At 65.6% G+C, this 11,921-nt stretch carries 9 protein-coding genes; all 9 read right to left on the reverse strand.

Features of this window, described 5'->3' with window-relative positions:
- Positions 1-3: 3 nt before the first annotated feature.
- Entirely contained in the window at positions 4-681 is a 678-nt protein-coding gene (locus CRT60_RS20765; protein ID WP_098738766.1) for a TetR/AcrR family transcriptional regulator, read from the reverse strand.
- 122 nt (positions 682-803) lie between these two features.
- Positions 804-1,823: a TRAP transporter substrate-binding protein gene (locus CRT60_RS20770; protein ID WP_098738420.1), complete on the reverse strand. Its 1,020-nt coding sequence runs from the start codon at positions 1,821-1,823 to the stop codon at positions 804-806.
- A gap of 35 nt (positions 1,824-1,858) precedes the next feature.
- The gene (locus CRT60_RS20775; RefSeq protein WP_098738421.1) at positions 1,859-3,139 is read right to left on the reverse strand and encodes a TRAP transporter large permease subunit; all 1,281 of its coding nucleotides are present in this window, start codon (positions 3,137-3,139) and stop codon (positions 1,859-1,861) included.
- Positions 3,140-3,151: 12 nt separating this feature from the next.
- Entirely contained in the window at positions 3,152-3,781 is a 630-nt protein-coding gene (locus tag CRT60_RS20780) for a TRAP transporter small permease (protein ID WP_244592656.1), read from the reverse strand.
- 57 nt (positions 3,782-3,838) lie between these two features.
- Positions 3,839-4,741: a shikimate dehydrogenase gene (locus tag CRT60_RS20785; protein WP_098738422.1), complete on the reverse strand. Its 903-nt coding sequence runs from the start codon at positions 4,739-4,741 to the stop codon at positions 3,839-3,841.
- Complete coding sequence (gene aroQ / locus CRT60_RS20790; protein ID WP_098738423.1) at positions 4,738-5,187, reverse strand: type II 3-dehydroquinate dehydratase; 450 nt, start codon at positions 5,185-5,187, stop codon at positions 4,738-4,740. Before aroQ ends, CRT60_RS20785 begins: the two co-directional genes overlap by 4 nt.
- 40 nt (positions 5,188-5,227) lie before the next feature.
- Complete coding sequence (locus CRT60_RS20795) at positions 5,228-7,159, reverse strand: bifunctional sugar phosphate isomerase/epimerase/4-hydroxyphenylpyruvate dioxygenase family protein (protein WP_098738424.1); 1,932 nt, start codon at positions 7,157-7,159, stop codon at positions 5,228-5,230.
- 236 nt (positions 7,160-7,395) lie between these two features.
- Positions 7,396-10,365, reverse strand: coding sequence for a beta strand repeat-containing protein (locus CRT60_RS20800; RefSeq protein WP_143273334.1), 2,970 nt, complete (start codon positions 10,363-10,365; stop codon positions 7,396-7,398).
- A 494-nt stretch (positions 10,366-10,859) separates the two neighbouring features.
- Positions 10,860-11,834 (reverse strand): glycosyltransferase family A protein, encoded by a 975-nt coding sequence (locus CRT60_RS20805; protein WP_244592657.1) that lies wholly within the window; start codon positions 11,832-11,834, stop codon positions 10,860-10,862.
- Positions 11,835-11,921 lie beyond the last annotated feature (87 nt).

An 11,921-nucleotide genomic window follows, 5' to 3' on the forward strand; every position in this document is an offset into this window, starting at 1 on the left:
GGTTCAGGTGCCCGCCGCTTCCGACTTGAGCAGGCTGACGATGGCGTCGGCGATCATCCGCTTGTGCCGGGTGCGCGTGTCGGTGGCGGCGAGATTCTGATGGAAGATCAGGTTGAAGGTGTGGCGGTTCGACACCCGGAAGAAACAGAAGGCGCTGATCATCAGATGCAGATCGATGGGCTGGATGTCGGCCTTGAACACACCCGCCGCCCGGCCGCGCTCCAGAATCCGGGCCAGCGTGTCGATGACCGTGATGTTCAGATTGGCGATGGCCTTTGACTTCTTCATGTGTTCGGCGCGGTGGATGTTCTCGATGCTGACCAGCCGGATGAAGTCCTCGTGCTGCTCCTGATAGTCGAAGGTGAAGTCGATCAGGGCGCGGATCGCCGCTTCCGGGTCCAGATTCTGGAGGTTCAGCCGGTTCTCGATGGCACGGATGTCGCCATAGACCTTCTCCAGAACGGCAAGATACAGCTCCTCCTTGCCGCCGAAGTAATAATAGATCATGCGCTTGGTGGTGCGGGTGCGTGCGGCGATGGCATCGACCCGGCCGCCGCTGAAGCCGAGCGAGGCGAACTCCTCCGTCGCCACCTCAAGGATGTCCTGGCGGGTGCCTTCCGGATCGTTCTTGCGGCTCGGCTTGGCTTTTGGAGTTGTTCCGGTCGCGTCGTCCGCCGTCATGCCCTGTTCCATTTTCATGCGGCGCAGAGAGCGCCTTCAACGGAGGTAATGGACGAACGGAGTTAAAAGCTCAATGCCGGAGTGGTGGAGCGTGCGGACACGCTCCACCTTGAACTCGCCGGTCAGTTCGAGGCGCGCTTCTTTTCGATGGTGGCATAGGCCTGGGTGACCAGTGCATCGCCGATCTCGGCCTTGTACTTGTCGACCACCGGCTTGACCTTCTCGCGAATCTTGCCGAGCTCGTCGGCCGGCAGTTCATCGATGGTCATGCCCTTGGCCTTCAGTGACGCCAGCGCATCGGCCTCCTGCTCGCGCGACAGCTTGCGCTGGAAGACGGTGGCTTCCGCCGCAGCACTCTGGAACAGGGCCTTTTCATCGGAATTCAGCGTGTCCCAGAACTTCTTGGAAATGATCAGCGACTGCGGATTGTAGATGTGCCGCGTGATCGTCATGTATTTCTGGACTTCGTTGAACTTGGTCAGTTCGATGGTCTTGGCCGGATTCTCCTGCCCGTCGACGGTGCCGGTCTCAAGCGCGCTGTAGAGTTCGGGGAAGGCCAGCGGCACCGGGTTGGCGCCCAGCGCCTTGAAGATGTCGATGTAGATCGGCGTCTGGATGACGCGGATCTTCAGGCCGGCGATGTCGGCGGCGGTCTTCACCGGCCGGCGGTTGTTGGTCAGGTTGCGGAAGCCAAGGTCCCAGAAACCAAGCCCGACCAGACCCTTTTCCGGCAGCTTCGCCATCAGCTGCTCGCCCACCGGACCGTCCAGCAGGGCGTCGGCTTCGGTCGCACTGTTGAACAGGAAGGGCAGGTCGACCAGCGCGAATTCCTTGGCCTGGGACACCAGGATGCCGGCATTCATCACGGACATCTCGACGATACCGCCCTGCAGCGCCGAAACGGTCTGCACGTCGCCGCCCAGCGTGCCGCCGGGGAACAGCTTCACCTTGATCTTGCCGCCGCTCTTCGCCTCGACGATTTCGGCGAATTTCTGCGCGCCCTGGCCCTGCGGGTGCTCCTTGACGTTCTGGAAGGCGAACTTGACCGAGCGGTCCTTGTAGTCTGCGGCGGCAGCGGCACCGGCGAACAGCAATCCTGGCAGCAGCAGGCCGGCGAGCAGGGATTTCATGTGCGTCTTCATTGGGTTTCCTCCGGGTTTTTTCTTGCGGAATGGGATCAGTGGCTGAGCCAGGCCGCCGGAACCATCACCAGCGACGGGAACAGGGTCAGCAGGAAAAGGACGAACAGCTGCACCAGCATGAAGGGCCAGACGCCTTTGATGACGCCCTCCATGCTGACCTTCGACACGCCGCAGACCACGTTCAGCACGGTGCCGACGGGCGGGGTGATCAGGCCGATGGCGTTGTTGATGATGAACAGCACGCCGAAATAGACGGGATCGATGCCGGCCTGCTTGCACACCGGAACCAGGATCGGCGTCAGGATCAGGATGGTCGGCGTCATGTCCATCGCGGTGCCGATCGCCACCACCAGCGCCATCATCGCCAACAGCAGCAGGGTCTGGTTGCCCATCAGCGGTTCCAGCAGATCGGTCACCATCCCCGGCAGGTTGGCGACGGTGATCAGCCAGGACGACACCAGCGCCGCCGCGACCAGGAACATGACGACGCTGGTCGTCTTCGCCGCCCCCAGCAGGGCCGGGTAGATGTCGGCGACGGACATCTCGCGATAGACGCAGACGGCGACGAACAGCGAGTAGACGGCGGCGACCACGGCGGCTTCGGTCGGGGTGAAGACGCCGAACTTCAGCCCGACGATGATGATCACCGGCAGCATCAGCGCCCACACGCCCTCGCGCAGGATCGCCAGCACCTCGCGCAGGGAGCGGCGCGGCGGCGGCGACAGGTTCTCCTTGCGCGACACGTACCACCAGGCGCCGCACAGGCCGACGGCCAGCAGGATGCCGGGAAAGATGCCGGCCAGGAACAGCTTGGTGACCGAGACGTTGCCGGCCACGCCATAGATCACGAAGCCGATGGAGGGCGGGATGATCGGGGCGATGATGGCACTGGCGGAGACCAGGCCAGCCGACTGGTTGCGGTCATGGCCGGCCGCCACCATCATCGGCACCAGCAGGGTCGCCAGCGCCGCCGCATCCGCCACGGCGGAGCCGGACAGGCTGGCCATCACCGTCGCCGCCAGGATGGCGACATAGCCGAGCCCGCCGCGGATGTGGCCGACCATCGCCATCGCGAGGTTGACGATGCGCTTGGCGAGGCCGCCGGTGTTCATGATCTCGCCGGCCAGCATGAAGAAGGGCACGGCCATCAGGGGAAAGCTGTCGGCGCCGTTGATCAGGTTCTGCGCCACGATCTGCGCGTCGAACAGGTCGAGCTGGATCATCAGCGCCACGCCGCACAGCAGCAGCGCATAGGCGATGGGCATGCCGATGGCCATGGCGCCCAGCAGGGAGCCGAGGAAAATGGTGATGGTCATGGTCCGGCGCCCTCAGCGGCTGGAGACGGTGCGGGGAGGCAGCGGCAGACCATCCGCTCGGTCGGTGCCTCCCTGGTTGGTGGACTGGTGCGTCCGGTGGCCGCCGGTGTGGGCGCCATGGGCGGTGGCTTCCGGCAAATCCTCCGATTCCGAGACCATTACGAGGTCGTCGTCGGAGATTTTTCCGGTCAGCAGCAGATACATCTCGTGCAGCAGGATGGCGCCGGTCGACAGGCCGAACACCACGCCGATGCCGTAGAGCAGCCCCATCGACAGGCCGGTGGCCGGGGCCTGGGCGCTCCAGTTGATGAGGGTCTGGGTCCAGCTTCCCTGCAGCACCAGCCAGGTGATCCACAGCATCAGGCCGCAGCTGAGCACCGCACAGACCATCTTGCCGGTCCGCGGCAGGCGGGCCACCAGCGTATCGACGCCGAGATGCGCCCGTTCGCGCAGGCCCAGGATGGCGCCGAGAAAGCACATCCAGACGAAGAACAGGCGCGACAACTCCTCCGACACCGTGATGCCGCTGTTGAAGGCGTAGCGCAGCACCACATTGCCGAACACCAGCACCACCATGCCGGCCATGCACAACGCCATCAGAATCTTGATGAGGGTGAAATAGGCCTCGACCAGCTGTCTCATGCGGTCCTCCCGGTGCCGGCACCCCGCCGGCTTATCTCTATTCGATTGGGGCCAGTATCAGGCGGCGGATCGGCCGGCGTCCATCGACGCGAAATGGGCGCGGATGCGTTCGGCATCGGGGGAAACCCCAGTGAACAGGCGGAAGGCGTCCACCGCCTGGAACACCGCCATGCCGCCGCCATCGAGCGTCCGGCAACCGATGGACCGCGCGGTGCGCAGCAGCTCGGTCTCCAGCGGGAAATAGACGATCTCCGCCACCCAAAGCCGCGGGTGCAGCATCTCCGCCGGAAGCGGCAGGCCGGGGAACTTCGCCATGCCGGTGGGCGTGGCATGGATCAGCCCGTCCGCCGCCGCCACGGCGGCGCGCAGGCTCTCCCGGTCGGGGATCGCCATGGCCCGTCCGCTGCCGAAGCGCGCGTCGATCTGCTCGGCCAGCAGCGCCGCCCGCGTCGGGTCGGCGTCGAAGATGTCCAGCCGGCCGGTCCCGAGATGGAAGGCGGCGTGGGCGACCGCCGCTCCGGCTCCGCCGGCGCCGAGAAGCACCACCCGGTCCATCGGCACGCCGGCCAGCCCGCGGCGGAAGCCCTCGGCGAAGCCCGAACAGTCGGTGTTGTGGCCGACCCGACGGCCGTCTTTCAGCACGACGGTGTTGACCGCCCCGATGGCGCGGGCGTCGTCCGAAAGCTCGTCCAGCAGCGGAATGATCGCCTGCTTGCACGGGTAGGTGACGTTCAGCCCGGTGTAGCCCATGCGCTCGGCGCCCGACAGCAGTTCCGGCAGGGCATCGGGGCCGAGGCCGAGGCGGTCGAGGTCGATCAGCCGGTAGATGCAGCGCAGGCCGAGCGCGTCGGCCTCCCGCTCGTGCATTGCCGGGGTGCGTGAGGCCTGGATGCCGGCGCCGATCAGGCCGACGAGGATGGAAGTGCCGACGGCGGGGGCGGGCCGGGACAGGGCGTTCATTTCACGGCACTTTCCAGCAGCCGGGCCATGCGCTGGAGGGCCAGCGTGTAGCCCTGGGTGCCGAAGCCGCAGATCACCCCGGCGGCGACGCGCGACACGTAGGAGAAATGACGGAATTCCTCGCGCCGGTGGATGTTGGAGATGTGGACTTCCAGGATGGGGAAGGCGCAGGCCGACAGCGCATCCATCAGCGACACCGAGGTGTGGCTCAGGCCGGCCGGGTTGATGACCAGCCCGGCCATCGTCTCCCGCGCTTCGTGGATCCAGTCGATCAGCACATGTTCGGCGTTGGATTGCCGGAAATCGACGGCAAGGCCCAGCGCCTCCCCGGTGCGGCGGCAGTCGGCCTCGATATCGGCCAAAGTTTCGTGGCCATAGATGTGCGGCTCGCGCTTGCCCAGCAGATTGAGATTCGGTCCGTTGAGGACGAGGATCGGGCGGCTCATGGTGGGGCGTCTCCAAACAAACGCACTGTTTCGTTCATTTTCAGTCGAGATAAAGTTCGGGCCGGGCGCCTTCGCGCAGCTGGGCCTGCACCGCCATGCGCACGGCGGCGTTCACCGCTCCGAACTGCCGGTAGCCGCCACGCCGCTCCACCACCTCGAAGAAGAAGCGGTCGTCGAAGCTGTCGGTGTAGGCGTGCAGGAACTCGCCCTGCTCGTCGCGGTCATACAGCAGCTCGCGGTCCTTCAGCATCGCCAGCGTCTCATCGTCCAGCGGGTGCTTGACCGCCAGATCGTCGTAATAGTTGGCGGGGATCGGCAGGAAGGGGGCGCCTGCGGCAAGACGGTCCGTCACCAGCGCATCGGCATCGGCGGTGGCGAAGGCGATGTGGTGGACGCCGGCGCCCGACGTGGCGCTGACGAAGCGGCCGGTGGCGGTCCGCCGGCTTTCCGAGATGTTCAGCGGCAGCCGCACGCCCCGACCGGGCTCGGCGTCGGGGCTGACCAGGGCCCGGCTGCGGATCAGGCCGTAGGGGTCGGGAAGCTCCCACAGGCTCTCCGGCACGAAGCCGAAGACCGCGCGGTAGAACAGCACGAAGCTGTCCATCCGCCCGAAGGGCAGGGCCTGCGCGATGTGGTCGATGCCGAGCAGGGGGGAGCCATGTGAGGGTGGCGGGCTGGACTCCTGCCCAGCCGGCTCTTCTGCGAACAGGTGGAAGTCGTCCTCCCAGATGCTGCGATGGGCTTCCTTGCCATCGACCAGATAGATCAGCGTGCCGTCGGGTGCCCGCAGCGCCGGGATCCGGCGTTCGCCGTCGCCGACCCGCTCGCGCCACGACACACAGCGCAACGCCTCGGCACGGGCAATGGTACGGGCGGCATCGTCCACCGTGAAGGCCATGGCGCAGACCGAGGGGCCATGCATCTGGAAATGCTCCGACGCCGCGGAATCCTCCTCGCTGTTCAGCACCAGATTGACGCCGCCCTGGCGGTAGAGGTCGACGTCCTTGGAGCGGTGGCGCCCGGCATGCCAGAATCCCAGGCTGCCGAGCAGGGCGGACAGTTTGTCGCGTGCCGCCGCATCGACGGCGAATTCGAGGAACTCCACGCCATGGCAGACCGGCGGCGCCGGCAGGCCCGGACCGAAGCCGGCCTCGGCCTCCACATGGATGAGCGACCGCAAGCCGTCGAGAGCGGTCAGGCGGGCAGGGGCGGCGCGGAATTCGTCGTTGAAGATCTCCAGCGACAGCGGCCCGCGATAGCCCGATGCCAGCACCGCATCGAGAAAACGCCGGACCGGCAACTGGCCCTGGCCGGGGAAATTGCGGAAATGGCGGCTCCAGGACAGCACGTCCATCGACAGCGCCGGGGCGTCGGCCAGCTGCACGAAGAAGATTCGGTCGCCAGGCAGGTCGGCGATGCCGGACGGGTCGTCGTTCAGGGCCAGCGTGTGGAAGCTGTCGACGATCAGCCCCAGCGCCGGATGGTCTGCGCGGTGCACGATGTCCCAGGCTTGGCGCCAGCGGTTGACATGCCGGCCCCAGGCCAGCGCCTCGTAGCCGACACGCAGACCGCGGCGCTGCGCCCGCTCCGCCATTTCTGCGAGATCGGCGGCGGCGCGGGCCGGATCGTCGATGGCGGCGGGCTGGACGTTGGAGCAGACCAGCACAAGGTCGGTGCCCAGCTCCTGCATCACGTCGAACTTGCGTTCCGCTCGGTCGAGGTTGCGGGCACGGATCGGATCCGGCATCGCCTCGAAATCGCGGAATGGCTGGAAGATGGTGATTTCCAGCCCCAAACCCTCGGCAATGCGGCGGACGTCGGCCGGCGACCCGTCGAACGTCAGCAGGTCGTTCTCGAAAATCTCGACCCCGTCAAAGCCGATGGCAGCCGCCGCCTCAAGCTTCTCCGGCAGGGTGCCGCTCAGCGAAACGGTGGCGATCGACTTTTTGAAGGTAAAGGCGCTGGACGGCATGGGAGCCCCTTCGGCAGCGGCATGGTTCGTAGGCATCAACAAACGTACCAGTTCGTACATTTTGGCGCAAGACGCTTTGATTGCCAATGATCGGCATACCGAACAACGTCTCTGGTCGGGGCCATGCGACGTCGCATGAGGGTTCGCATATTTTCCATAACGGCACTTATGTGTTTTCCGTCTGCATGGCGGGTAGGTTCTATTCTGAAGTGCAACTTTCTTGTAAGCACAGGGGTTTACGGGTGGTGAGCGCTGATGGGTGAGCTCTCGATGCCCGAAACCACCATGGTGGTGCCGGTGTCGCCGATGGTGATGACGTCGGTGCCCACGCCGCCGGTCAGGCTCTCGAGGCCACGGACGATGACCGTGTTGCCCGAAGTGCCCAGGGTGACCGTATCGCTGCCCGCGCCGCCGATCAGGAACTCCAGACCGGAAGCCAGGACCGTGTTGCCGGCCGAGCCCAGGAAGATGAGGTCCGTACCCGCAGCGCCGGTGATCGTCTCGATGCCCGAGGCCAGCAGGGTGCCGCCCACGGTGCCGAGCGTGACGACATCGGAAGCCGTGCTGCCGATCAGGGTCTCCAGCAGCGACACCAGGACGGTGCTGCCGGTGGTGCCGAGCGTGACGACGTCGTTGCCGGCCTGACCGGTCAGCGTCTCGATGCCGGACACCAGCGTGGTGTTGCCGAGGACCGAGGCGAGGGTGATGACATCGGTACCGACATTGCCGGTCAGCGTCTCGACGGCCGAGACGAAGACGGTGTTGCCGGCCGTGCCCAAGGCGATGACGTCGGTGGCGGTGCCGCCGATGATCGTCTCGAACAGCGAAACAGTCGCGGTGTTGCCCGTGTCGCCCAGCGTCAGGATGTCGGTGCCGACGTTGCCGGTCAGCGTCTCGATGCCGCGCAGCAGCACCGTGTTGCCGGCCGTGCCCAGCGTGACGACATCGGTGCCGACGCCGCCGATCAGGATGTCGATGCCGGACGCCAGAAGCGTGTTGCCGGCCGAGCCGAGATAGATCAGTTCCGAACCCGCGCCGCCGGTGAGGGTCTCCAGCGCGCCGGCAAGCAGGGTCGTTCCGGTCGAGCCCAGGGTGACGACGTCGGTGCCGACACCGCCGGTCAGGGTCTCCAGCAGGCCGTTCAGCACCAGGGTGTTGCCGGCCGTGCCCAGGCTGATGGCGTCGATCCCGGTGCCGCCGGTCAGCGTCTCGACATTCGACATCAGCATGGTGGTGCCGGTGTCGCCGATGGTGACGACGTCGGTGCCGGCCCCGCCGATCAGCGTCTCCAGCCCGCGCAGGGTGATGGTGTTGCCGGCGGTGCCCAGAGTGACGATGTCGACCAGGGTGTTCGCCGTGTCGATGTTCGATCCGGCGACCAGCGTCTCGATGCCGGACACCAGCAGGGTGCTGCCGGTCAGGCCGATGAACACCAAGTCGGTGCCGGCCCCGCCGGTCAGCGTCTCCAGCCCGGTCGCCAGCATCGTGCTGCCGGCCGAACCGAGGGTGACGACGTCGGTCCCGACGCTGCCGGTCAGCGTCTCAAGCGCCGACGCCAGGATGGTGTTGCCGGCGGTGCCCAGAGCGATGGCGTCGGAGGCCGTGCTGCCGATCAGCGTTTCGACAGCCGCGACCAGAACGGTGTTGCCGTTCGGGCAGAGGGTGATGACATCGGTGCCCACGCCGCCGGTCAGCGTCTCCACGGCGCACACCGCCAGCGTGCTGCCGGTCGTGCCAATGTTGACGATGTCCAGGCCGGCGCCGCCGGTCACCGTTTCGAACAGCGAGACCGTGACCGTTCCGCCGCCGCTGCCCAGCGTCAGAACATCGGTGCCGATGCTGCCGGTCAGCGTCTCGATGCCGAGCATCTGCACGGTGTTGCCGCCCGTATTGGCCAGCGTCACCACGTCGTTGGCGGTGCTGCCGATCACAATATCGATGCTCGTCAGCGTGACGGTGCTGCCGGTGGTCGCCAGATAGACCATGTCGGTGCCGACGCCGCCGATCAGCGTCTCGATGCCGGTCACCGCCAGCGTGCTGCCTGCGGAGCCGATGATCACGACATCGGTGCCGACACCGCCGGTCAGTGTTTCCAGACCTGCAACCAGCAAGGTGTTGCCGGCGCTGCCCAGGCTGATCGCATCGTTGCCGGTGCCGCCGACCAAAGTCTCCAGCAGCGAGACCTGCAGCGTCGTGCCGAGCGTCCCGGCCAGCGTGATGATGTCGGTGCCGATGCCGCCGATCACCGTCTCCAGCAGCGAGACCTGGATGGTCGAACCGGCCGCGTCGATGGTGACGACATCGGTGCCGGCACCGCCGGTCAGCGTCTCCAGACCCGCAACCAGCAAGGTGTTGCCGGCGCTGCCCAGGCTGATCGCATCGTTGCCGGTGCCGCCGACCAAAGTCTCCAGTAGCGAGACCTGCAGCGTCGTGCCGAGCGTCCCGGCCAGCGTGATGATGTCGGTGCCGACGCTGCCGATCACCGTCTCCAGCAGCGAGACCTGGATGGTCGAGCCGGTCCCGTCAACGGTAACGACATCGTTGCCGGTGCCGCCGACCAAAGTCTCCAGCAGCGAAACCTGCAGCGTCGTGCCGAGCGTCCCGGCCAGCGTGATGATGTCGGTGCCGACGCTGCCGATCACCGTCTCCAGCAGCGAGACCTGGATGGTCGAGCCGGTCCCGTCAACGGTAACGACATCGTTACCAGTGCCGCCCACCAGCGTTTCGAGCAGCGAAACCTGCAGCGTCGTGCCGAGCGTCCCGGCCAGCGTGATGATGTCGGTGCCGATGCCGCCGATCACCGTTTCCAGCAGCGAGACCTGGATCGACGAGCCGGTCCCGCCCAGCGTGACGACATCGGTGCCGGCGCCACCGGTCAGCGTCTCCAGATCTGCAACCAGCACGGTGTTGCCGGCGCTGCCCAGGCTGATCGCATCGGTGCCCACGCCGCCGACCAAAGTCTCCAGCAGCGAGGCCTGCAGCGTCGTGCCGAGCGTCCCCGCCAGCGTGACGATGTCGACGCCGCCGCTACCGGTCAGCGTCTCCAGCAGCGAAACCTGGATGGTCGAACCCGATCCGCTCAACTCGACGACATCGCTGCCGGCGCCGCCTGCCAGTGTTTCCAGCAGCGAAACCTGCAGAGTGTTGCCACCCGCATCCAATGTAACGAAATCCGTACCCGCGCTGCCGATCAGAGTCTCAAGCAAGGAGATCGACACTGTATTGCCGTCAGACCCGAACGTGATGACGTCTTTTGCGGTGCTGCCGATGATCGTGGAATACGGACTGACCGCTTGGGTTGATCCAGTGGGATAGCTTACACCAAGGTCAAGTGTGCCGGCCACGCCAATCTCCTCCATTTCACACAGTGTGAAACTAAAAACATTGAAATCACAACATCTAATGGTTGTGGTGAATGAAGCTTGGCCTTTGTCGGCTCAAGGCTATCACTACGGGCCTAACAAGGGGGTGCGCAGTTATCAACGCACTATTTGTTGCATTTATTTACGACAAAAAACTTTGTGGCAGAGGCATGAGAAAAACCCGTGACAATTATGAATAAAACAGGAAGTTGTGCAATTATTCTCAGTAAATTTTTAATTGTTTACGGCAAGCCGACAGGGGCAACAGGCTTGCTGGCGGACCGGCAAGGCCGCCGGCCGGGCTGTCGCACCCGGGCGAGGGCGATGCCGACGCGTCCTCAGCCGTCTCCGTGCAGCACGCTTCCCATCGCGTAGCCGATCTGGTGATACAGCCCCGCGACGGCGCGGATGCTCTCGCCTTCCAGCGTCTCGACATCCAGCGTGGCCAGCTTGGCCAGATTCAGCATGAAGTCGGCCTGGGGAACGTCCACTCCCATGCGGTCCACTGTCTTGCGGTTGGACACGCCCTGGAAGAACATGCGCCGCATAAGCCAGCGCCGGTTCAGCCGGTCGGGATGGATACGGTGCAGAACGAAGGCGCCTGGCACGTAATAGGCCTTGGCTCCCTCCCGCCGCATGTCCTGGAAGATGATGCCTTCGTTGGACATCAGTCCGCCGCTCTTGCGCCCCATATCGGTCGGGAATTGCCGGCCGGCCATCAGAACCTTGCGGAAGGCGCAGTTTCCTTCACCGAACCACTCCGGCAGCTGGAGAAAGCGTGGCTGGGTGTCCCACCCCCAACGGCATGAGAAGAAATGCAACAGGTCGTCGCTCAGCCAGTCGGGGCGAGGCTGATCGCCGAAATCCGGCTCGACCTCGCCGGCGACGATGTCCACCGCGTCGCCGAAGCGGCGGAACGGTTCGGTCATCCGGTCGAGCCAGCCGTCGCAAGCCGTTTCGTCATCGTCGATGAAGACGATCAGCGGCGACACCGCCTCCGCCACCCCGCGGTTGCGGGCAAAGGCGACCCCGCTGCGCTCTTCCAGCAGGTAGCGCAGCGGGGTGCGCCGCAAGGTGAAGAAGGGCTGCCAGCGCTCCACGACCGGGCGGGCTTCGCAGCCGGTTGAATTGTCGACCACCAGAATTTCGTGGAAACCGTCCGGGAGCTGCTGATCCAGCAGGCTGGCCAGACAGGCATCCAGCAGCTCGGGGCGCCGATAGGTGCAGATGACGATGCTGGCCGCAAAGGTGGGCAGTGCCGGGCCGTCCGCGGTCGGCGATGGGCCCGATTGGGCCGGTTCGGGTTCGAACACCGGATTCATCCCTTGAATGAGCAGTTGTCAGGGCCGAAGCGCCGGCCATCGCCGTAGCCGCCGCGGTCCGCCGGGCGGAACTGAATG

The organism is Azospirillum palustre (assembly GCF_002573965.1).
GTDB lineage: Bacteria > Pseudomonadota > Alphaproteobacteria > Azospirillales > Azospirillaceae > Azospirillum > Azospirillum palustre.

What these genes read in the sequence shown, in the direction of transcription:
- CRT60_RS20765 (WP_098738766.1), bottom strand. Translation starts at nt 681, where the DNA reads ATGACGGCGGACGACGCGACCGGAACAACTCCAAAAGCCAAGCCGAGC.
- CRT60_RS20770 (WP_098738420.1), bottom strand. Translation starts at nt 1,823, where the DNA reads ATGAAGACGCACATGAAATCCCTGCTCGCCGGCCTGCTGCTGCCAGGA.
- CRT60_RS20775 (WP_098738421.1), bottom strand. Translation starts at nt 3,139, where the DNA reads ATGACCATCACCATTTTCCTCGGCTCCCTGCTGGGCGCCATGGCCATC.
- CRT60_RS20780 (WP_244592656.1), bottom strand. Translation starts at nt 3,781, where the DNA reads ATGAGACAGCTGGTCGAGGCCTATTTCACCCTCATCAAGATTCTGATG.
- CRT60_RS20785 (WP_098738422.1), bottom strand. Translation starts at nt 4,741, where the DNA reads ATGAACGCCCTGTCCCGGCCCGCCCCCGCCGTCGGCACTTCCATCCTC.
- aroQ (WP_098738423.1), bottom strand. Translation starts at nt 5,187, where the DNA reads ATGAGCCGCCCGATCCTCGTCCTCAACGGACCGAATCTCAATCTGCTG.
- CRT60_RS20795 (WP_098738424.1), bottom strand. Translation starts at nt 7,159, where the DNA reads ATGCCGTCCAGCGCCTTTACCTTCAAAAAGTCGATCGCCACCGTTTCG.